This window comes from Luteibacter sp. TLI7-4A, assembly GCF_056754745.1.
In genome coordinates this window covers 373,859-394,590 of the sequence record NZ_JBPGWO010000001.1, presented here as the reverse complement: position 1 = coordinate 394,590, position 20,732 = coordinate 373,859, and the positions used below count along the sequence as shown (strand labels likewise).

The window sequence follows — 20,732 nt, the reverse complement described above, 5'->3', positions numbered from 1 at the left end:
TGACGCCCCCTGCCTACGCCCTTTCCCCCAGCCACCGCTAAGGAGTCCCGCAATGGCGTTCGAACTTCCCCCGCTCCCGTACGAAAAGAATGCCCTGGAGCCGCACATCTCCGCTGAGACCCTGGAATTCCACCACGGCAAGCACCACCAGACCTACGTCACGAACCTCAACAACCTGATCAAGGGGACGGAGTTCGAGGGCAAGAGCCTGGAAGACATCGTCAAGACCTCGTCCGGCGGCATCTTCAACAATGCGGCGCAGATCTGGAACCACACCTTCTACTGGCACTCGATGCGTGCCCCGGGCGGCGCCGAGCCGCCGGCGAAGCTGGCCGACGCACTGACCAAGGCCTTCGGTTCGGTCGACAAGTTCAAGGAAGAATTCGCCAAGCAGGCCGCCGCCAACTTCGGCTCGGGCTGGACCTGGCTGGTGCAGCGTCCGGACGGCTCCCTGGCGATCGTCAACACGTCGAACGCCGCCACCCCGATCACCGGCAGCGACAAGCCGCTGTTCACGGCCGACGTGTGGGAACACGCGTATTACATCGATTACCGCAACGCCCGTCCGAAGTACCTGGAAGCGTTCTGGAACATCGTGAACTGGGATTTCGCGGCGAAGAACCTCGCCTGAGTCCCAAAGGGCGGTTTCAGCGCCCTAGCTACGAAATGAGAAAGGCCGGGTCGCGAGACCTGGCCTTTTCGTTACCCGCCGAGCCCATGCCCCTGCGGTAATCCCTACGGAGCCCCTGAAGAAACCTCCGTGGGAGCCCGCACTCCGTGGGAGCCCGCCTCCGTGGGAGCCGCTTCAGCGGCGATCCCGCGCTAGCGGGCCAGTTCGAGGCAAGCAACCATCGCCGCTGAAGCGGCTCCCACAGGACCTTTTCGCAGGGGGTTTTTCCCCAGAAGAGGCCTTCTACAGAAGAGGCTTTCCACAGGGGCCCTCTCGGCCCCGTGCCTCGACCGCTTAGCCCAGCGCCTCGACAGCCGGGGCCACCTGTTCTTCCCGCCCCAGCGCGGCCCCCACCTCCACCAGCTTCGCCCGCAGGCTGCCGGCATCGGTGGCGCAGATCGTCGCGTGGCCTACCTTGCGACCGGGACGGGCTTCCTTGCCGTAGTCGTGCCAATGGCCGTCGACGGCGGACAGCACCGGCGCCGGGTCGGGCATCTCGCCGATCCAGTTGAGCATGGCGCTGGCCCCGCGCACGCCGGTGTCTCCCAGCGGAAGGCCGAGCACGGCGCGGATATGGTTCTCGAACTGGCTGGTATGCGCACCCTCGATGGTCCAGTGCCCCGAGTTGTGCACGCGTGGCGCCATCTCGTTGCCCAGCAACTCGTTACCGCGGACGAACAATTCCAGCGCGAACACGCCGACGTAATCCAGCCGTTCGGCGATGGCCCGCGCATGGGCGACGGCCTCGTGTTCCAGCGCATCGGAAGTACCCGGCGCGGGCGCCAGGCTCAGCGAGAGCACGCCGTCCACATGCCAGTTACGGGTGAGCGGCCAGGTGCGGAACGCGCCGTCGCGGCCGCGCACGGCCAGTACGGACAATTCGCGATCGAACGGGACGAAGGCCTCCAGGATCAGCCCATGCCTGGACGCGGCGTCGCCGAGCGCCGCCCAGGCGGCATCGATATCCGCCGGAACCTTCAACCGGAACTGCCCCTTGCCATCATAGCCGAGGCGGCGCGTCTTGAGGATCGCAGGGAGGCCGATGCGGCCGACCGCCGCGACCAGGTCGTCGCGGGTATCGACCACGGCGAATTCCGGCGTATTCAGGCCGGACTCGCGGAACAAGGTTTTCTCGGACAGCCTGTCCTGGGCCACGGCCAGGGCGCGCGGGTTCGGAAACACCTTGACCAACCCGGCGAGCCGTTCGGCCGTGGCCGCGGGCACGTTCTCGAAGTCGAAGGTGACCACGTCCACCTGCCTGGCGAATTCCGCCAATGCCGTTTCGTCGTCCCAGGGGGCGACCACCAGCCCGGACACCTGCCCGGCGCAGGCATCGGCGGCGCCGTCGACCGCGAGCGTACGGATGCCCAGCGGGGCCGCCGCCAGGGCCAGCATGCGGGCGAGCTGCCCGCCACCGAGGATACCGACGGTGGGGAGCGTGCGGCTCATGTGCGCGGGTCCGGATGGTCGAGGACGGACCGGGTCTGCGCGGCACGGAAGTTGTCCAGCGCTTCGGCCACGGCCGGATCGTGCAGTGCCAGCACGGACGCGGCGAGCAAGGCCGCGTTGGTGGCGCCGGCGCGCCCGATGGCCAGGGTGCCCACCGGCACGCCGGCCGGCATCTGGGCGATCGAAAGGAGGGAATCCATGCCGTTGAGGGCCTTGGACTGCACCGGCACGCCGAACACCGGCAGGGCCGTCTTCGCCGCGATCATGCCCGGCAGATGGGCCGCCCCGCCGGCACCGGCGATGATCACCTGGATGCCCCGCGCGCGGGCCGTTTCGGCGTAGTCGAAAAGCAGGTCGGGCGTGCGGTGCGCCGACACGACGCGGACCTCGTGGACGATGCCCATGCGGGTCAGCGTGGCGGAGGCGTGCTCCATGGTTTCCCAGTCCGAACGCGAACCCATCACCACGCCCACGCGCGGCGCGTTCGCTTCGTTACCCTCGTTGGAAGTCATGGCCCGAGCACCCAAAAGTCGCTATTGTAAAGGCATTCCCGTTTATCAGGTTGGCCCCCGGGGCCACTTCCCATGGACAAGCGTCTACTCGACATCCTCTGCTGCCCTGTCAGCAAACGCCCGCTGCGCCCCCTCACGGCGACCGAGCGCGACCAGCTCAACGGAGCGATCCGTGCCGGGGCGGTCGACACGGTCGCCGGCGAGAAAGTCGCCGACCCGATCAGCGAGGGGCTCATCACCACCGACGGCCAGCTGGTCTACCGGGTGGAAGACGGCATTCCCGTCATGTTGCCCGAGGCAGGCATCGGCACCCTCCAGTTGTCGGGCTTCGCGCCAGAAACGGGTCGCGCCTGAAATCCGTGACGCGAGTCACGCTATAAAGCATTGGTTCCCGCACAATGACGCTTCAGGCGGGGGCCAGAACATCCAGGATGCGCGATGAACAACGCGAGCGAGCCGTCCAACGTCGTCGATCTCAGTCAGCGCCTGGACCCGCGCAGTGAGAGCGTGGGCGCGTTGCTGGTGACGGTGCGCGGGCTGGCCACGAAGCGCCTGCACGCTCTGGCGTCGAACATGTTCGAGAACATCGACGACGCCCTGTTCGACCTCGCCGAGAAGGCCGAGAACAACGCGGCCCAGACCCAGTTCTTCGACGGCATGCGCGAGGTCCGCAAGAAGCGGGCGATCGTCGAGCGCACCTTCCTCGGCCAGGTCGCGCGCGACCTGGCCGATTTCTCCGCGGGCCGCACCCGGGCCCCGGACGCCGACGGCGCCGGCCGGCCACTCGCCAATATCGAACTCAGCCTCGTCGGCGAGAACGAACTGGAAGAATCCCTCGCGATCACCAGCATGATCGGCAAGAACGAGCAGCGCCTGGCGCGCGCCCTGTTCGCCGTGAACCAGCGGCTGTCGGTGATCTGCGGCGGCAACAAGATGGATGACGCATCCAACCCGGTCGGGCCGGCCTCGCTGGCCGGCGCGTTCCGCCAGGCCATGCGCGAGCTGATGGTCGAGGTCCGGGTCAAGCTGATCATCTACAAGCTGTTCGACCGCTACGTGCTCGCCGGCATCGACGAACTCTACGACGACATCAACAATGAACTGGCCAGCGCCGGTGTCCTACCGCAGCTGCGCCACGAGATATCCACCCGGCGTAGCGACGCGCCGGCACCGATCGGCCCGGTCTCCGCGGTCGCCGTGCCGCAGGCGTCCGCCACGCCGGTGACGGACGCCGCCGCCGCGGAATTCATGCAGTCGCTGCATGCGCTGTTCTCGGCGCGTCGCGACAGCGTGCCGGCGGTGGGCGGCCCCGTGGGCACCCCGCTGCCGACCGGCCCCCTGCCCAGCCCGGCGGAATTGCTCGGCGCGCTGACCCTGTTGCAGAGCCAGATCGCCACGCTGCCGAACACCGCCGCGCCGCTCGCCACCCAGGCCGACGTCAGTCGTGACGTGGCCCAGTTGAAGGAACAGCTTCTCGCCCAGATCGGGCAACTGCGTGGCCAGCAGACCGCGCATGTGTCGGGCATGGACGAGGACACCATCGATCTCGTCGGCATGCTTTTCGAGTTCATCCTCGAGGACGACAACCTGCCGACGGAAATGCAGGTGCTGCTCGCGCGCCTGCAGATTCCCTACCTCAAGGTGGCGCTGCTCGACCGCCGGATGTTCGCGCACAAGTCGCACCCCGCGCGCCAGCTGCTCGACGCGCTCGCCGACGCGGCGAAGGGATGGTCGGCCGAAGCGGACCGCGACGGACGTCTGTTCGACAAGATGAAGTCGATCGTCGAACGCCTGCTGCACGACTTCGACGACGACACGGCGATCTTCACCCGCCTTGCCGGCGAACTGCAGGATTTCCTCGACGTCAGCCGCAAGCGCGCCGAACTCGCCGAGCAACGCGTCGCCGAGTCCACGCGGGGCCGCGAGAAGCTCGAGCAAGCGCGCCGCCGGGCCGCGCAGGAAATCGTCGGCCGTATCGGCGGGGCTTCGCTGCCGCCGCTCGTCTACGGCATACTGACCCGTGCGTGGGCCAACTACATCGTGCTCACCCTGCTCCGCCAGGGCGAGGAATCCCAGGAATTCCGCGACTCGCTGCGCTTCATCGACGATTTCATCGCCAGCGCGCAGCCGGTGCACGACCTCAACGGCCGGCGCGACCTGCGCGCGATGCTTCCCGGCATCGAGCGCTCGTTGCGTCGCGGCCTCGCGGCCGTGGCCTTCCAGGAAACCGACACGGAACAGCTGCTGGGCCAGTTGCACGCGTTCTACCGCCAGCAACTCGGCGAGGCCGTGGGCGAGACCGTATCGGGGACCATCGTCGCCAGCGTGATGCCCCTGCCCGAGGCCATCCAGGCCATCGAGGAACCGGTAGCCGAATCGGAACCGGACGACGAAGTCGATTCCCTGCTCGACGAAGCCTTCGACGAGCGCAATCTCGCCCAGGCGCGCGAGTTGAAGGTGGGCCAGTGGCTGGAGTTCACCGCCGCCGATGGCACCACCGATCGCGCCAAGCTGTCGTGGATCAGCCCGATCAGCGGCCGCTACCTGTTCGTGAACCGTCGTGGCCTGAAGGTCGCCGACCACAGCCTCGCCGGCCTCGCGCAGGCCTTCGCCAGCGGCACGGCGCGCGTGCTCGATTCCACGCTGTTGTTCGACCGCGCGATGGACGCGATCGTGGAAAAGCTTCGCCAACCCGAATAAGGTAGCGGCCTCTTCCACGGAAGCCGCCTGCCGATGAGCCCTGACGATCCGCGACACCTGGCCGACGCGCTACCGTCGGCGAGCGAGATCCTTGCCGATGTCGAACGCGCCTTCGTCGAAGACGTGGGGCCGGGCGACGCCACGGCCGACCTGCTCGATGCGAAGGCGACCGCCACCGCCGTGCTGACCTGCCGCGAAGATGCCGTGCTGTGTGGCGCGGCGTGGTTCGAGGCGTGCTTCCGCAAGCTCGATCCAGACGTGCGGGTGGAATGGCTGGTCCACGACGGCGACCGCGTGGCGGCGGGAGCGACGGTATGCCGCCTGGCGGGCAAGGCGCGGGCGCTGGTCACGGCCGAACGGTCGGCGCTCAATTTCCTGCAACTGCTGTCGTCGACGGCCACCGTCACCGCGCGTTACGTGGATGCGCTGGCGGGCACCCGCACGCGCATCCTCGACACGCGGAAGACCATCCCAGGCCTGCGACGCGCGCAGAAGTACGCGGTGCGCTGCGGCGGCGGCACGAATCATCGCATCGGCCTGTTCGATGCGATGATGCTGAAGGAAAACCACATCATCGCCGCCGGCGGCATCCCGGCCGCCGTGCGTGCCGCGCGCATGATCCACCCGTCCCTCCCTCTGATCGTGGAAGTGGAAACCCTGGACGAACTGGCCGAGGCGATCGCCGCCGACGCCGATCGCGCCTTGCTGGACAATTTCACGCCAGCCATGCTCAAGGAAGCCGTGGAGTACACGGCGGGACGCATTCCGCTGGAGGTCTCCGGCAACGTGGAGCTCGACACCGTCCGCGCGATCGCGGAAACGGGGGTGGATTTCATCTCCAGCGGCGCGCTGACCAAGCATGTCCGGGCGATCGACCTGTCCCTGCGGCTGGACGTGAAGCACTGACGGCCGCCAGGGACTTGTGGTCGGCACAACCGGGCCACACACTGACCCCATGTCTTCCTTCACCGATCTCTTCTGGCTCTTCGCCCTCGCCGCCGGCATCGCAAGCTGGTACCGGCTGACCCGTGCACGCGAAGTCGCCGTGAAGGCGGCGACAGCCTTGTGCAAGCGGCACGGCCTGCAATTGCTCGACCAGAGCGTAGGCCTGCGGTCGATCCGCTTACAGGGTGTCGACGGCGTGCGCCGTCTGGAACGCTGCTACGGGTTCGAGGTGAGCGAGGATGGCCAATCGCGGCAGGCGGCACGCCTGTGGATGGCCGGGAACGAGGTGGCCAGCTTCTCGTTGCCGCTGTCGGGGTCGCCGGAACTGGAGACCGTGGTGGCGACCGACTCGGTGGTACACACCGGCAACGTCATCTCGCTGGCGGACCGTCGGCGGCTCCACTGAGCCGCCAGCGTATTACTTGACCACTCGAAGATGCGGCGCGCCCCGCTTCGGGCGATCGTCGTCGCCCCCGGCCTGCGGCGGGGCTTCATGGGCTTCGTCAGCCGCATCGGACGTATTCGCCGAGAGCGCTTCGTTCTCGTCGGCCGGGAACATCATGCCCTGGCCGTTTTCCTGCGCATAAAGGGCAAGCACGGCCTGCATCGGGATGACGATGGACTGGCTGACACCGGAGAACCGCGCCTGGAAGGTGATGCGGTCGTTGCCCAGGTCGAGGTTGGCCACCGCCCGCATCGCCAGGTTCAGCACGACCTGCCCGTTCTTCACGACATGGGCCGGCACCTGCACGCCGGGCTGGGCGGCATCGACCAGGACATACGGCGTGAAGCCGTTGTCACTGATCCAGTCGTAGATGGCGCGCAGCAGGTAGGGCCGGTTCGAAGTCATGCCCGCGTTTTCGTTCGTATCCATGGAAAGTGTCCTCGTCGTACCCGCCGGTCGGTCGGGAATCACCAGCCCCGGCAGGGCAAGGCCAAGAAGAGAGTTTACGGGATACGAGCCGCCTGGGAACTAACCGGCGCTGAAGTTGAAGTCCGGACGCATATCGCGTTCTTCCGGCGTGAGGCTGCGGGCGAAGCCCTGGCTGTGGAACAGGCGTTCGCCGTAGTCGACGATCGGCTTGCCCTCCTTGCCCAGGTCCACGCCCAGGTGGGGCAAGCGCCAGACCACCGGGGCGACCAGGCAGTCGATCAGGCTCATTTCCGGGTTGAGGAAGAATCGTGAAGCCCTGAACAGGGGCACGGACAGCAACAGGTGCTCGCGCAGGCGCTTGCGCGCGCCCTCGGCCGCCTTGCCGCCCTCGCCGATCGCCTCGATCTCGGGTAGCCAGTCGTTCTCGATCCGCCACGTGCCCAGGCGGAGACGGGCGCGGGACAAGGGATCGATCGGCATCAAGGGCGGATGCGGGTAGCGCTCATCGAGGTATTCGACGACCACGGCCGGGTCGTAGAGAGTGAGGTCTCGGTCGACCAGGGTCGGCAGCGTCCCATAGGGATTGAGTTCGAGCAGGTCCGGCGTGGGCTCGTCGGGCTTCAGGATGATCCGGTCGTAGGCGACGCCCTTGGCGGCCAACACGAGGCGCGTACGGTGGCAATGGATATCGTCGGCACTGGTATAGAGCGTCAGTGCCGAGCGCGAACGTGCGTTCTGGACCATGCTTTCGATCTCCCTCCCTGCTACCTGAACGAAAACGGGGCGACTGCGAGGCCGCCCCGTCGGGACATCAATCAGTGACTCTCGTGAACGTCCTTCCAGTACTCATGCTTCAAAAGGTACAGGAGGAAGGTCAGGCCGGCCAGGAACAGGATCACCCAGATGCCGACGGACTGGCGCTCAAGGGCCGCTGGCTCCGCCGCGTACTCGAGGAAGGTGGTCAGGTCGCGGGTGGCGCCGCGGAACTGTTCCGGCGTCATCCGGCCCGGCGTGGTGATTTCCAGCTTCTCCACCACCGCTTCCTCGCCGGGCTTGGCCTCGCCATGGACGGCCGACTGCAAGCCCTGCAACTCCCACAGGGGGTTGGGCATGGAGGCGTTCGGGAACACCGTGTTGTTCCAGCCGACCGGACGGCTCGGGTCGAGGTAGAACGAGTTGAGGTAATTGAAGATGAAGTCGACGCCCTTGGCGCGGGCTTCCAGCGAGAGATCCGGCGGGTCCTTGCCGAACCAGGCCTTGGCACTGTCGGCCGGCATGTGCGAGATCACCGGCTCGCCGAACTTCGCGCCGGTGAAGTTGAGGTTGGTCATCACCTCTTCTTCGGACAGGCCCAGGTCGGTGGCGAGACGCGAGTAGCGCACGTACTTCAGCGAGTGGCAGCCGACGCAGTAGTTGAAGAACAGCTTGGCGCCACGCTGCAGCGAGGCCCGGTCGGCCACGTTGGTCCCGGCGGGGGCCAGGCCCTCTTCGCCTTCGGCGGCGAGGGCGGGAATCGTGGCGGCCGCGAGGCCCAGCGCCAGGGCGAAGGAGTAGATATAGCGCTTAATCATGCAGCGTCACCCGTTCCGGAACCGGCTTGGTCTTCTCGAAGCCAAAGCGCGTGTAGATCCATACGAATACGAAGAACCCGAAGTAGCCAAGCACCATGAGCCGGCCGAAGGCGTTCTCCCAGGTGGTGACGTCCGCGCCCGGGAACCACTCGGGGATGACCTCGGCGGTGACGCCGGCGCCGACCAGGCCCAGGGCCAGGAAGGAGAACACCAGCACGCCCAGGGCGATGCGGAAGCCCAGGCCGCGATAGCGCACCGAGCGGACCTCGCCCTTGTCGATCCACGGCAGCAGGGCCAGCAGCAGGATCGCGCCGAACATGCCGATCACGCCCCAGATCGCCGTGCCGAAGAACGACGGGATCATGCGCAGGATCGCGTAGAACGGCGTGAAGTACCACGACGGCTTGATGTGGCTCGGCGTGACGAGGTTGTTCGCCGGGGTGAAGTTGTCGTGTTCGAGGAACCAGCCACCGAAGGTCGGCGCGAAGAAGATGATGAACGCGGCGATGATGAGGAAGAAGCCCACGCCCACCATGTCCTTCACCGTGTAATACGGATGGAACGGGATGCTGTCCTTCGGCTTTTCCGGGTTCCAGCGGTTGCCCTTCGGGCCGTGCTTGACGTCCACGCCGTCGGGGTTGTTCGAACCCACCTCGTGCAGCGCCGCCAGGTGCAGGACCACCAGGAGCAGCAGCACCAGCGGCAACGCGATCACGTGCAGCGCGAAGAAGCGGTTGAGCGTGGCGTCGGCGGGCAGGAAATCGCCCATGATCCACTCCACCAGCGAGTTGCCGATGTAGGGGATGGTGCCGAACAGCGAGATGATCACCTTGGCGCCCCAGAACGACATGTTGCCCCACGGCAGCACGTAGCCCATGAAGGCCTCGGCCATCAGCACCAGGAAGATCAGCATGCCGAGGATCCAGACCAGCTCGCGCGGACGCTTGAACGAGCCGTACATGATCCCGCGGAACATGTGCAGGAACACCACCACGAAGAACAGCGAGGCCCCGGTGGAGTGCATGTAGCGGATCAGCCAGCCCCATTCCACGTCGCGCATGATGTACTCGACGGAGTTGAACGCTTCCAGCGCACTCGTCTTGTAGTTCATGGTGAGGAAGATGCCGGTCACGATCTGGTTGACCAGGACCAGGAGCGCCAGCGAGCCGAAGTAGTACCAGAGGTTGAAGTTCTTCGGCGCGAAGTACTCCGTCATGTGCTTCCGGTACGTCGGCGCCAGGTTCGGCGCGCGCTCGTTGACCCAGTCGCCGATGCGGGTAAGGACATTAGCCATCAGCCTGCCTCCTGCGGGTCGACACCGATCTGGATATGCGTGTCGTCCACGAAGTGGTACGGCGGCACGGGCAGGTTCTTCGGCGCGGGCACGCCGCTGAAGACACGGCCGGACAAGTCGTAGCGCGACTTGTGGCAGGGGCAATAGAAGCCACCCTTCCAGTTCGCGTCGAACGGCTCCGGCTTGATGTCCGGCACGAAGTCGGGCACGCAGCCCAGGTGGGTGCACAGGCCGATCACCACCAGCCACTCGGGCTTGATGGAGCGGTTTTCATTGGTCGCGTACTTCGGCTGCTGTGCCGCATCGGACGACTGCGGGTCCAGCAAGCGGGGCTCGAGGCCCTTCAGCTGGGCCAGCTGGTCCTTGGTGCGATTGACGACGAAGACCGGAAGGCTGCGCCACGAAAAGGTGACTTTCTGGCCGGCCTCGATGGCACTGATATCGACCGTGACAGGCGCCCCCGCTGCCTTTGCCCTTGCGCTCGGTTCCCACGACTTGATGAAGGGCACGACCGCCGCGACCACTCCCGCCCCGCCGACAACTGCTGTCGTAACGGTTAGGAAGCGACGGCGCCCGTGATCGACGACTTCGTTCGCCATCAGGCTCTCCGGAACTTATGCCATTGAGAATGCGGACCCCAACGCCGGCTCTTTTCGGAAATCGGCTTCCGCAAATCGCGTCAGTGTAACGTCAGCACCAGCCACGTACAATAAACTGAACGCCACCCTGTCCCTTACGGGGGCCGGGGCCGCCACGGAACCGCCTGGATGCGGAAAATCAGGTTGCGCTTCGTGGGCAAGGCGATGCGACGACGACAGGACCCCTTCGCTCTTTCATGAAACACGCCGCCCGCACGCTCGCCTTCGTCGCCCGCTTCGTCGTGCTCGGCCTCGCCGTCGCCTTCGTGATCGGCTTGTTCTGGCCCGGTAGCGGCGCCTTCCTCCGTCAGCGTTTTTCCCCTGCCCCGGTGGGCGGGCAGGCCTCGACATCGACATCCACCATGGCGGGAGGGCCCGTCTCCTATGCCGACGCCGTGGCCAAGGCCGCCCCTTCCGTCGTAAATATCTACGCGAACAAGCTGGTGACCGAGCAGCCACGCGAGCTGTATTCGGACCCCGTGCTCCAGCGCATCTTCAGCGTCCCCACCGGTCCGGCGCGTACGCGACGGCAGCAGAACCTCGGCTCGGGCGTGATCGTGAGCGAGGATGGCTACGTCCTGACCAACAACCACGTCATCGCCAACGCCGACGACATCCAGCTGCTGCTCTACGACGGCCGCGTGGCCAAGGCCCGCGTGGTCGGCTCCGACGACGAGACCGACCTGGCCGTGCTCAAGGTGGATGCGGGCAACCTCCCGGCCATCCGGATGACCGACGCGGACAGCCGCCCCCGCGTGGGTGACGTGGTCCTGGCGATCGGCAACCCCTTCGGCATCGGGCAGACGGTGACGATGGGCATCGTCAGCGCCATCGGCCGCCAGCTCAACCTGTCGAGCCTGGAGAATTTCATCCAGACCGACGCGGCGATCAACTTCGGCAATTCCGGTGGCGCGCTGGTCAACGCCCATGGCGAACTGGTGGGAATCAACACCTCGCTGATCGGCCAGGCCGTGGGCGCGGAGGGCATCGGATTCGCCATTCCCGTGCAGAGCGCGCGCGACGTGCTCGACCAGATCGTGCAGACCGGCCACGTGGTACGCGGCTGGATCGGCGCGGACTACGGCGCCGTTCCCGTATCGGCGGACAGCGGCCTGCCCTCGGCGGCGCGCGGCGTGGTCGTCAACGAGGTCTCGCCCGGCGGCCCGGCCGCCCTCGCCGGCATCCAGCAGCGCGACGTGTTGCTGCGCCTGGGCGACGAGGACATCCTCGACCCGTCGGACCTGCGCCGGCACGAGGCTTCGCTGAAACCGGGTGTTCCGGTGCAGGTGTCGGGCTTGCGCTCCGGCGCGCCGTTCGCCACCACGGTCACCCCGACACAGCGGCCACCGAGCGCGCCGATGCAGGCCTTGCGGCAACCCTGATCGCGCCTTTTGTGGGAGCCGCTTCAGCGGCGATGCCAGGTGTCACAAGCTTGCCCGCTGCCGCGGGATCGCCGGCATAGCCGGCTCCCACAAGATAGCCGTGACCTGGTGGGAGCCGACCCTGTCGGCGATTGCCCTTGCCTCAAGCACCCCGCTCGGCCAACGGCACCCCGGCGCTCGGCCGATGCCGCAAGGTCTCCCCGTAGCGCTTCCTCAGCACGCCCACGCGCTCGACATAGACCTGGGTCTCGTCGTACGGCGGCACGCCGTTGTACTTCTGCACCGCACCCGGCCCGGCGTTATACGCCGCCGCGGCCAGACGCTCGTTGCCGTTGAAGTTGCGCAACAGCAAGGCGAGGTAACGCGCCCCGCCACGAATGTTCTGGTCGGCGTCGAAGGCGTCCAGCACGCCCATGTCGCGCGCGGTGCCCGGAATCAGCTGCATCAGCCCCTGCGCCCCCGCGACCGATAGCGCCCGTGGGTTGAACGCGCTCTCGGCATGGATCACGGCACGCAGCAGGGCCTCATCCACGCCGAACTCGTTGCTGGCCGCATGGATCGCGTCGCCATACGAGGTCAGGTTGAGCGCCACGCTGTTCCAGTCGATCTTCGAATGGACATCGCAGGCCGCGCAGGTGGCGATATAGGTAAAGAGCATCTTGATGCTCTGCCCCTTCGCGCCCCCGCCCGGCGGGATATTGGTGTATTCGACCCCGCCATCGGCGCGCGTGATCCGGTAGACGGCACCGCGCAGCACGCGAGACCCCTTCGGCGAAGCGGGCGCCGCCGCGGCGGTCAGGTCGCTGGTGGCCGATTCGCGGTAGTCCCAACTGCCCTTGGGTGCGGTAACCGGCGGCAGTGCGGGAACATCGTCCTCGGCACCCACGACCGCACCGGTCACCCCGGCGAGCGATGAAGTGGCCACGGGAGCCGACACGACGCTGCCGGAAACGCCCTTCAATGAAGGCGCCTCGGCCACCGGTTCGAAGACGGGAGCTTTCGCGGGCGCGGCCACGACGGCCGGTTTCGCCGGGCGTGCCGGCCCCGTGCTGCCAAGCCGCTTGCAGTCCTTGTAACCCGCCGTGCTGCCGGAGAACACGGTCTCGCCCGTGCTACCGACACATCTATAGAGGGAACCGGCCACGGCGGGCCCGGCCAGCAGGCCCAGCAGCAGGACACAGGCGCCCGCGGCCCTGCGCAGAGCGGGCCGGAATGTCAGGAAACGGCGGGCGGCATGGCCGGCGCTTTCCCCTGGCGTCGCGTCGTGAACCATGGGCGCGAGTGTGCCCGAGGGCCCCTCCCCTGCCAAGGGCCGCGAGCGTGACGATGTTCACGCAAGTCATTGATCCACGGCGGGCATCTGGCAAGGCGGGCGGGGGCGGCGTAAACTGCGCGGTTCGGTCAACTCCCACGAATCACGGTATCCCGGCCCATGAGCGGCAAGCTTTTCATCAAGACCCACGGCTGCCAGATGAACGAGTACGACTCGGCCAAGATGGCCGACGTGCTGCGTGCGTCGCATGGGCTGGAACTGACCCAGGACGAGGCCGAGGCCGACGTCATCCTGGTCAATACCTGCTCCATTCGCGAAAAGGCCCAGGAAAAGGTCTTCAGCCAGCTGGGCCGCTGGAAGGCGCACAAGCAGGGCGGCAAGCCCGTGCTGATCGGCGTCGGCGGCTGCGTGGCCTCGCAGGAAGGCGAAGCGATCCTCAAGCGCGCGCCCTACGTCGACCTCGTCTTCGGTCCGCAGACCCTGCACCGCCTGCCCGAGATGATCGAGGCGCAGCGCGCCAGCGGCAAGGCGCAGGTCGACATCAGTTTCCCGGAGATCGAGAAGTTCGATCGCCTGCCGGAACCGCGCGCCGAAGGCCCCACCGCCTTCGTCTCGATCATGGAAGGCTGCTCGAAGTACTGCTCCTATTGCGTGGTGCCCTATACCCGCGGGGAGGAGATCAGCCGTCCCTTCGACGACGTGATCGTGGAAGTGGCCCAGCTCGCCGAACAGGGCGTGCGCGAGGTCAACCTGCTGGGCCAGAACGTCAATGCGTACCGCGGCCCCATGCACGACGGCGACATCGCCGACCTCGCCGTACTGATCCACGCCATCGCGCAGATCGAGGGCATCGGCCGCATCCGCTTCACCACCTCGCATCCGCTGGAGTTCTCCGACTCGCTGATCGAGGCCTACGCCAACGTGCCGCAGCTGGCCAACTACCTGCACCTCCCGGTCCAGGCCGGCTCCGATCGCATCCTCGCGGCCATGAAGCGCGGCTACACGGCGATCGAGTTCAAGCAGCGCATCCGCAAGCTTCGCGCGGTGCGCCCTGATATCTGCATTTCGTCCGACTTCATCGTGGGCTTCCCCGGTGAAACCGACGAGGACTTCGAGAAGACGATGAAGCTGATCGACGATATCGGCTTCGACCAGAGCTTCTCCTTCATCTTCTCCTCGCGGCCGGGCACGCCGGCGGCGAACCTTGCCGACGAGACCCCGGCCGAGGTCAAGCATGCACGGCTGTCCCGCCTGCAGGCGGCGATCAACGAGAACGCGCGCAAGATCAACGAAGCGATGATCGGCACGGTGCAACGCGTGCTCGTCGAGAAACCCAGCCGGAAGAACCCGAACGAAATGACCGGACGCACTGAAAACATGCGCTACGTGAACTTCCCCGGCCATGCGCGGATGATCGGCCAGTTCGTCGACGTGGTGATCACCGAGGCGATGTCGAACTCGCTGCGCGGCCGGGTCCGCCTCGACGACGAGGTGGCGCTCGCCTCGTGAACGCCATGACCCTCTCCCAGCGCGATTTCGCCCTCGATCCCGAAGACAACACCCGCCTCGCCAATCTCTGTGGACCGCTCGACGAGCACATCCGGCAGATCGAGCTGCGCCTGGGCATCGAGATCGACCATCGCGGCAGCCTGTTCCGCGTGATCGGCGACGAGGCCTCGGCCAAGGCCGGCGAACAGGTATTGCGTGTGCTCTACGACGCCACCGAGACCGAGACCCTCACCGGACAGACGATCAACGTCCGCCTGGCCGAATCCGGCATCGATGCGCTGAACGAGCAAGCCGCCGAGTCCGCGCAAGACGTGGTCATCAAGGTCAAGCGTGGCGTGATCAAGGGCCGCGGCCCCAACCAGGCCCGTTACCTGCACGCGATCACCACGCACGACATCAACTTCGGCGTGGGCCCAGCCGGCACCGGCAAGACCTACCTCGCCGTGGCCAGCGCCGTCGAGGCACTGGAAGCCAACCGCGTGCAGCGCGTGCTCCTGGTGCGCCCGGCGGTGGAAGCGGGCGAGAAGCTCGGCTTCCTGCCCGGCGACCTCAGCCAGAAGATCGATCCGTACCTGCGCCCGCTCTACGACGCGCTCTACGAGATGATCGGCTTCGAGAAGGTATCCAAGCTGATCGAGCGCAACGTGATCGAGATCGCGCCGCTGGCCTACATGCGCGGCCGCACGCTCAACGATGCCTACGTGATCCTCGACGAAGCGCAGAACACCACCGTCGAACAGATGAAGATGTTCCTGACCCGTATCGGCTTCGGCTCGGTGGCGGTCATCACCGGCGACGTGTCCCAGGTGGACCTGCCGCGTCATGTCCGCTCCGGGTTGCGCCACGCCATCGAGGTGCTGCGCGGCGTCGAGGGCATCAGCTTCACCTTCTTCACCTCGCGTGACGTGGTTCGCCATCCGCTGGTGGCGAAGATCGTCCGCGCCTACGAGGCCTTCGAGCAGAAACAGGACGACGAGCGGTGAGTTCGACGGATGTGGCCGTGGGCTATGCCACGTCACGCCGGGGCGTGCCCGCCCCGGCCAGTTTCCGCCGCTGGGTGGAGGCCGCCCTCAAGGGCGCGCGCCGGCGCAAGGCCACCGAGGTGTCCATCCGCATCGTCGATGCCGATGAAGGCCGCGCGCTGAACCTGCAATATCGCGGGCGCGACTACGCCACCAACGTCCTCTCGTTTCCCGCGGACCTGCCGCCCGGCCTGAACCTGCCGCTGATCGGCGACCTGGTGATCTGTGCCCCGGTGGTCGCCCGCGAGGCCGCCGAACAGGGCAAGAAACCAGTCGATCATTGGGCCCACCTCACCATCCACGGCACGTTGCACCTGCTGGGTTACGACCACATCGAGGAAGCCGAGGCCGAGGCGATGGAGGGGCTGGAGACCCGGGTGCTGGCGGGGCTGGGCATCGCTGACCCTTATCTGGCTTGAGGCCGCCCCTCTTCCTGAACCGTCACACGAATTCCGTTAGACTGACCCTTCCGCCCCATAGGGCAGAACTCCAAAGAGTAATGAACGAGGACCCTGGTAGTACCAACGGCCCGGCTCACCGATCCTGGTGGGACCGCCTGGGCCATCTGTTTTCCGGCGAGCCGCGCAACCGCGACGAACTGATCGAAGAACTGCGCAACGCCCAGGTCAACGGCCTGCTCTCGAACGACACCCTGACCATGGTCGAGGGTGCGATCAAGGTGACCGAGCTCAGTGTCGACGACGTGATGGTGCCCCGCGCCCAGATCGTCAGCCTGCCGGTCGACGCCCCCCTCCCCGAAATCCTCGCCGCCGTGGTCGAATCCGGTCACTCGCGCTTCCCCGTGCATGGCGAAGACAAGGATGAGGTGCTTGGCATCCTCCTGGCCAAGGATCTCCTGAAGTATTTCGGCCAGAGCGAAGGCTGCGACGTGCGCGCCCTGCTCCGTCCCGCCGTGCTGATTCCCGAATCGATGCGCCTGAACGTGCTGCTGGCGGAATTCCGCCTCACGCGCAACCACATGGCGCTGGTGGTCGACGAGTACGGCGGTGTCGCTGGCCTCATCACCATCGAGGATGTCCTCGAACAGATCGTCGGCGAGATCGACGACGAGCATGACGACGAGGAAGATCCGGTGCTGGTGCAGCCCCTGGAGGAAGGCGGCTTCGCAGTGAGCGCGCTCACCCCCATCGCCGACTTCAACGAGGTGGCCGGTGCGCACTTCTCCGACGAGGAATTCGACACCATCGGCGGCATGATCACCTCGGAGTTCGGCCACCTTCCGGCCGCCGGGGAAGAAATCACCGTGGGCGGCTTCCAATTCCGTGTGACCGAAGCCGACGACCGCCGCGTGCAGCAGTTCCACGTCGCCCGCGCCAACGGAGAAGGCTGATCGCTACCGCCGCACCCGTGGAGGCCGCTTCGGTGGCCATCCCGCACAAGCCAACGCGTTACCTCCTGCTCTTGCTGCTGGTCCTGTGCCTCGCCCCTGTCGCCCGCGCGGGGATCGTCGACGCGCCTGCCGCCAACCTCGAGATATCGCTGATGACCTACGGTCCCGGCGATATCTACTGGGAGCGCTTCGGGCACGACGCGCTGGAAGTGCGGGACACGGTCAGTGGCGAGTCGGTCGCGTTCAACTATGGCGTGTTCGATTTCGACCAGAAGGGCTTCCTGCTCAATTTCGCGCGGGGAATCATGGCTTACCGCATGGATGCGGAAACCACGCAGTCAGACATCGACTTCTACGCGGGCGAAGGCCGCTACGTACGCCGCCAGCGCCTGGCGCTGGACGATGCGCAGAAGGAAAGACTGCGCCGCTTCCTGCTCTGGAACATTCGTCCGGAAAACGCCGGCTACCACTACGACTACTACGTCGACAACTGCACTACCCGCGTCCGCGACGCCCTGGACGACGCCCTCGATGGCGCGTTGAGCGACCAGCTGCGCGACAAGCCCGGCGGCATGACCTTCCGTGAACAGACCGCGCGGCTGATGAGCAACCAGCCCTTGCTGATGCTCGGCATGGACCTTGGCCTGGGGCCCTACGCCGACCAGCCGATGACGGCATGGAAGGAAGCCTTCCTGCCGATGACGCTCGAGGCGGAACTGCGCAACGTGCGCATCGGCGAAGGCGACGCGGCACGGCCGCTGGTAGTGGACGAGACCACCATCGCGCCTGCCCGCCTCGATCCACCACCGGAACAGGCGCCCGACCTGCGCTGGCCCCTGTTCGGCGCAGGGCTGCTCCTGGCGATTCCGCTCGCCCTGCCCTTCTTCACCAGGCACCGCGTGGCGCGCGGCATTTTCGTGGCCGCCGGTACGCTGTTCACCGTGTTCGCCGGCGTCGCGGGGTTGTTCATGCTGGGCCTGTGGGCCCTGACCCTGCACCGCTCCGCCTGGGGCAATTTCAACCTGCTCGCGTTCCAGCCACTCGCCTTCCTGCTGCTGCCGGCGATCTGGCGCCTGCGTCGCGCGGGCAGGCCCATGGGACGCCTCGCCCCCCGCATCGCCACGCTCTCCCTGGGCGCTTGCACGATCGGCCTGCTGCTCCATCTGTGGCCGGATTTCCCGCAACGGAACCTGCCCTGGATACTGTTCGCCCTGCCCTGCTGGGCCGCGCTTTTCGCAAGCTTCTGTCGTCGCCACGACTGAAAAACGCTCGCCACGACACAAATCGACTCACCCCGCTACCTTCTTTCGGGTAATTGACGGGCGCGCGCGCTTGGGTGCAAATGGACGTCCGAATTCCGAAGAAGAAATACGCTGGACGCCAGCCCGACAGCAGGCGCCAAGCTGGTGGAAATGCGGACCACGTCACGGAATACGTCCGCTTCCATCTTTCCGGCGCGCGGCAAAGGGAATAAACCCCCGCGCCAGACATCTGCACTTGTCCCCACAGGTGAACGGTGTACCGCAATCGATGAACCTGAAACCGAGTGACCTCCCCCTCCTCGTGTCCCTCGACATGCTCCTGGAAGAACGAAACGTGACGCGTGCCGCGTCGAAGCTGCATGTGAGCCAGCCGGCGCTTTCCGCCCAGTTGGCGCGGCTGCGCCGGCTGTTCAAGGACCCCTTGCTCGTGCCGTCCGAGACGGGACGAGGCATGGTGCCCACGCCGAAGGCGGAAGAAATGGCGGCCGCCCTGCGCGATGCGCTGTCCCAACTAGGCACGCTGGGCGATCCGAACGGCACGTTCGATCCCACGCGCGACGCGGCGACCTTCCGCATCGGCGGATCGTTCAGCGCCGTGAGCACCTTCGCCAAGCCATTGATCCAGGCGTTCCAGGAGCAGCGGAACCGCGAACTCAGGCTGGCTTTCCGCACGGGCTGGGAAGACGCGGACGTGTTGGCCCAGTTCGAAAGCGGCGAGATCGACATCCTCCTTGCTCCCAACGAACAGCTACCGTCCTCGCTGAAGATGCGTTCGCTGATGGCCGACGAATTCGTCATGCTGCAACGCACGGGGCACCCTCGCGGCACGCAGCCGCTGACCATCGGGGACTACTGCGCGCTCGGGCACCTGATCGTCTCCACGTCCGGGCGCATGTACGGCCTGATGGATGTCCGCCTGAAAGAGTTGGGGCTTGTACGCGACGTGCTGGTCTCGGCGCCGCATGGCGATACGGTCGGCCCGATCCTGCGCGCCACCGACCTCGTCTGCACTCTGCCGCAAAGCATGGTCGAAGCCGTCGGGCCCGGCGTGGAGGCCTACGCCATTCCCTTCGACATGCCGGACATGTCGCTGGCGATGGCATGGCACAGCCGCCTCGACAAACAACCCGCGCACCGCTGGCTGCGCGACGAGCTCATCCGCGTCAGCCACCGCCTGCACCCCACGCGACACGCGGAGCCACCCAAACCCCTGTTCCCGATCATCGAGCGAGTCCGCGATGGATATCACTGAGGCACTGCTTTCCCCGCTGGACGCCGATGCGCCTTGCGGTCCCAACCTCGAATACGACGCTCTTTTCCTCACGCTCGAATCGCTGGCCGCCGTGACGCCCGAACGCGCGGTGGGCAATACGGTGCGGCAAGCGGAGGAACCGGATTGGCGCGACGTGGCACAGCATGCGGAGACCGTGGCCCAGCGGACACGCGACGTGCGTGTCGCCATGCACCTGGCCAACGCGTGGCTGAAGACCGGCGGCCTTCCGGCCTGGTCCGATGGCATGGGCCTCGTCCGTGGCCTGCTCGAGCGCTACTGGGACGAGGTCCACCCACGGCTGGACGATGGCGATCCGCTCGAACGGATCAACGCGCTCGCCGCGTTGGCATCCACGGACGGCATGCTGCCCCACCTGCGTCGTGCACCGCTGCTCCACGCCGAGCGTATCGGCGGCTTCTCCCTGCGCGATCTGCGCGTGCTCAACGGCACGTTGAAGTCCGATGGCGGCGACAGCCCACCGGTGTCCCAAGAACACGTGGACCTCGTCGCGCAGCAGGCCGACGTGGAGGATCTGCGGCGTATCCACGACAGCGTCGTGGCCGCACTGGATCACGTGCAGGCGATCGGCAAGACGTTCGAGGAACGCACGCCCGGCATGGGACCCGACCTGGACGCCTTGTTGCGCGACCTGCGCGAGTTGCACGCCTTCCTGCAAGCCCTGGTGGCTTCGCGACTACCAGGGATGGACGTCGATGCGGGCGACGATGGGGCCACGCACGGTGACGACGCACCGGATACGACATCCGCCTCCTCCACCGCGACCCGTGGTCCTATTCGCGGAACGGCCGACGTGGTTCGTCTGCTCGACGAGATCTGCGCGTGGTACGCCGTCCACGAGCCGTCGAGTCCCGTCCCGCCGCTGTTGCGCCGGGCGAGCCAGCTGGTCGGCCTGAGTTTCGCCGATTTGCTCAAGGCCATCGCGCCCGGCGGGCTTCCCGAATTCCAGGTGTTGGCCGGCGACAGCGACGGCTGACCGGCCGCGACCT

21 protein-coding genes are annotated in these 20,732 nt (G+C 66.6%); 13 read left to right on the top strand and 8 right to left on the bottom strand.

Annotated elements, in window-relative coordinates:
- Positions 1-52: 52 nt before the first annotated feature.
- The gene (locus ACR9Y6_RS01820) at positions 53-631 is read left to right on the top strand and encodes a superoxide dismutase (protein ID WP_481279733.1); all 579 of its coding nucleotides are present in this window, start codon (positions 53-55) and stop codon (positions 629-631) included.
- A gap of 333 nt (positions 632-964) precedes the next feature.
- Here the strand turns inward: ACR9Y6_RS01820 and ACR9Y6_RS01815 are convergent, their stop codons facing one another.
- Together ACR9Y6_RS01815 and purE are read right to left on the bottom strand one after the other, a co-directional pair.
- The gene (locus tag ACR9Y6_RS01815; RefSeq protein ID WP_481279732.1) at positions 965-2,119 is read right to left on the bottom strand and encodes a 5-(carboxyamino)imidazole ribonucleotide synthase; all 1,155 of its coding nucleotides are present in this window, start codon (positions 2,117-2,119) and stop codon (positions 965-967) included.
- Positions 2,116-2,631, bottom strand: a complete 516-nt coding sequence (purE, locus tag ACR9Y6_RS01810; RefSeq protein WP_481279731.1) for a 5-(carboxyamino)imidazole ribonucleotide mutase — start codon at positions 2,629-2,631, stop codon at positions 2,116-2,118. The genes ACR9Y6_RS01815 and purE overlap by 4 nt, the downstream gene beginning before the upstream one ends.
- 72 nt (positions 2,632-2,703) lie before the next feature.
- Between purE and ACR9Y6_RS01805 the strand changes: the two genes are divergently transcribed.
- From ACR9Y6_RS01805 to ACR9Y6_RS01790, 4 genes are all read left to right on the top strand, one after another.
- Complete coding sequence (locus tag ACR9Y6_RS01805) at positions 2,704-2,985, top strand: Trm112 family protein (protein ID WP_481279730.1); 282 nt, start codon at positions 2,704-2,706, stop codon at positions 2,983-2,985.
- Positions 2,986-3,069: 84 nt separating this feature from the next.
- On the top strand, positions 3,070-5,331 hold the full coding sequence (locus tag ACR9Y6_RS01800; protein WP_481279729.1) for a DUF1631 domain-containing protein: 2,262 nt from the start codon (positions 3,070-3,072) through the stop codon (positions 5,329-5,331).
- 33 nt (positions 5,332-5,364) lie between these two features.
- The gene (gene nadC / locus ACR9Y6_RS01795; protein WP_481279728.1) at positions 5,365-6,237 is read left to right on the top strand and encodes a carboxylating nicotinate-nucleotide diphosphorylase; all 873 of its coding nucleotides are present in this window, start codon (positions 5,365-5,367) and stop codon (positions 6,235-6,237) included.
- A 49-nt stretch (positions 6,238-6,286) separates the two neighbouring features.
- A complete protein-coding gene (locus ACR9Y6_RS01790; protein WP_426285235.1) occupies positions 6,287-6,682 on the top strand; it encodes a DUF3301 domain-containing protein in 396 nt (131 codons plus the stop codon).
- Positions 6,683-6,694: 12 nt separating this feature from the next.
- Here the strand turns inward: ACR9Y6_RS01790 and ACR9Y6_RS01785 are convergent, their stop codons facing one another.
- The 5 genes from ACR9Y6_RS01785 to petA form a co-directional block, all read right to left on the bottom strand.
- The gene (locus ACR9Y6_RS01785) at positions 6,695-7,126 is read right to left on the bottom strand and encodes a ClpXP protease specificity-enhancing factor (RefSeq protein WP_481282672.1); all 432 of its coding nucleotides are present in this window, start codon (positions 7,124-7,126) and stop codon (positions 6,695-6,697) included.
- A 123-nt stretch (positions 7,127-7,249) separates the two neighbouring features.
- Positions 7,250-7,894 carry a glutathione S-transferase N-terminal domain-containing protein gene (locus ACR9Y6_RS01780; RefSeq protein WP_306850284.1) on the bottom strand — a complete coding sequence of 215 codons (645 nt, stop codon included), beginning with the start codon at positions 7,892-7,894 and terminating at the stop codon, positions 7,250-7,252.
- A 71-nt stretch (positions 7,895-7,965) separates the two neighbouring features.
- Positions 7,966-8,721, bottom strand: a complete 756-nt coding sequence (locus ACR9Y6_RS01775) for a cytochrome c1 (protein WP_481279727.1) — start codon at positions 8,719-8,721, stop codon at positions 7,966-7,968.
- Entirely contained in the window at positions 8,714-10,015 is a 1,302-nt protein-coding gene (locus ACR9Y6_RS01770; RefSeq protein WP_481279726.1) for a cytochrome b, read from the bottom strand. Before ACR9Y6_RS01770 ends, ACR9Y6_RS01775 begins: the two co-directional genes overlap by 8 nt.
- The gene (gene petA / locus ACR9Y6_RS01765; RefSeq protein ID WP_426285239.1) at positions 10,015-10,614 is read right to left on the bottom strand and encodes a ubiquinol-cytochrome c reductase iron-sulfur subunit; all 600 of its coding nucleotides are present in this window, start codon (positions 10,612-10,614) and stop codon (positions 10,015-10,017) included. Before petA ends, ACR9Y6_RS01770 begins: the two co-directional genes overlap by 1 nt.
- A gap of 236 nt (positions 10,615-10,850) precedes the next feature.
- On the opposite strand from petA, the gene ACR9Y6_RS01760 reads away from it, so the two are divergent.
- On the top strand, positions 10,851-12,035 hold the full coding sequence (locus ACR9Y6_RS01760) for a S1C family serine protease (RefSeq protein ID WP_481279725.1): 1,185 nt from the start codon (positions 10,851-10,853) through the stop codon (positions 12,033-12,035).
- 142 nt (positions 12,036-12,177) lie between these two features.
- Here ACR9Y6_RS01760 and ACR9Y6_RS01755 read toward each other — a convergent pair whose 3' ends face one another.
- Positions 12,178-13,308, bottom strand: coding sequence for a lytic transglycosylase domain-containing protein (locus ACR9Y6_RS01755; protein WP_481279724.1), 1,131 nt, complete (start codon positions 13,306-13,308; stop codon positions 12,178-12,180).
- 159 nt (positions 13,309-13,467) lie between these two features.
- On the opposite strand from ACR9Y6_RS01755, the gene miaB reads away from it, so the two are divergent.
- From miaB to tssA, 7 genes are all read left to right on the top strand, one after another.
- A complete protein-coding gene (miaB, locus tag ACR9Y6_RS01750) occupies positions 13,468-14,817 on the top strand; it encodes a tRNA (N6-isopentenyl adenosine(37)-C2)-methylthiotransferase MiaB (protein ID WP_481279723.1) in 1,350 nt (449 codons plus the stop codon).
- Positions 14,818-14,822: 5 nt separating this feature from the next.
- Positions 14,823-15,800, top strand: a complete 978-nt coding sequence (locus ACR9Y6_RS01745; protein WP_481282671.1) for a PhoH family protein — start codon at positions 14,823-14,825, stop codon at positions 15,798-15,800.
- Entirely contained in the window at positions 15,797-16,258 is a 462-nt protein-coding gene (gene ybeY / locus ACR9Y6_RS01740; protein WP_481279722.1) for an rRNA maturation RNase YbeY, read from the top strand. The genes ACR9Y6_RS01745 and ybeY overlap by 4 nt, the downstream gene beginning before the upstream one ends.
- A gap of 80 nt (positions 16,259-16,338) precedes the next feature.
- Positions 16,339-17,190: an HlyC/CorC family transporter gene (locus ACR9Y6_RS01735; RefSeq protein ID WP_481279721.1), complete on the top strand. Its 852-nt coding sequence runs from the start codon at positions 16,339-16,341 to the stop codon at positions 17,188-17,190.
- Between the two features lie 32 nt (positions 17,191-17,222).
- Complete coding sequence (locus ACR9Y6_RS01730; protein ID WP_481279720.1) at positions 17,223-18,452, top strand: lipoprotein N-acyltransferase Lnb domain-containing protein; 1,230 nt, start codon at positions 17,223-17,225, stop codon at positions 18,450-18,452.
- A gap of 268 nt (positions 18,453-18,720) precedes the next feature.
- On the top strand, positions 18,721-19,704 hold the full coding sequence (locus tag ACR9Y6_RS01725; RefSeq protein WP_481279719.1) for a LysR family transcriptional regulator: 984 nt from the start codon (positions 18,721-18,723) through the stop codon (positions 19,702-19,704).
- Positions 19,691-20,719: a type VI secretion system protein TssA gene (gene tssA / locus ACR9Y6_RS01720; protein ID WP_481279718.1), complete on the top strand. Its 1,029-nt coding sequence runs from the start codon at positions 19,691-19,693 to the stop codon at positions 20,717-20,719. The genes ACR9Y6_RS01725 and tssA overlap by 14 nt, the downstream gene beginning before the upstream one ends.
- Positions 20,720-20,732 lie beyond the last annotated feature (13 nt).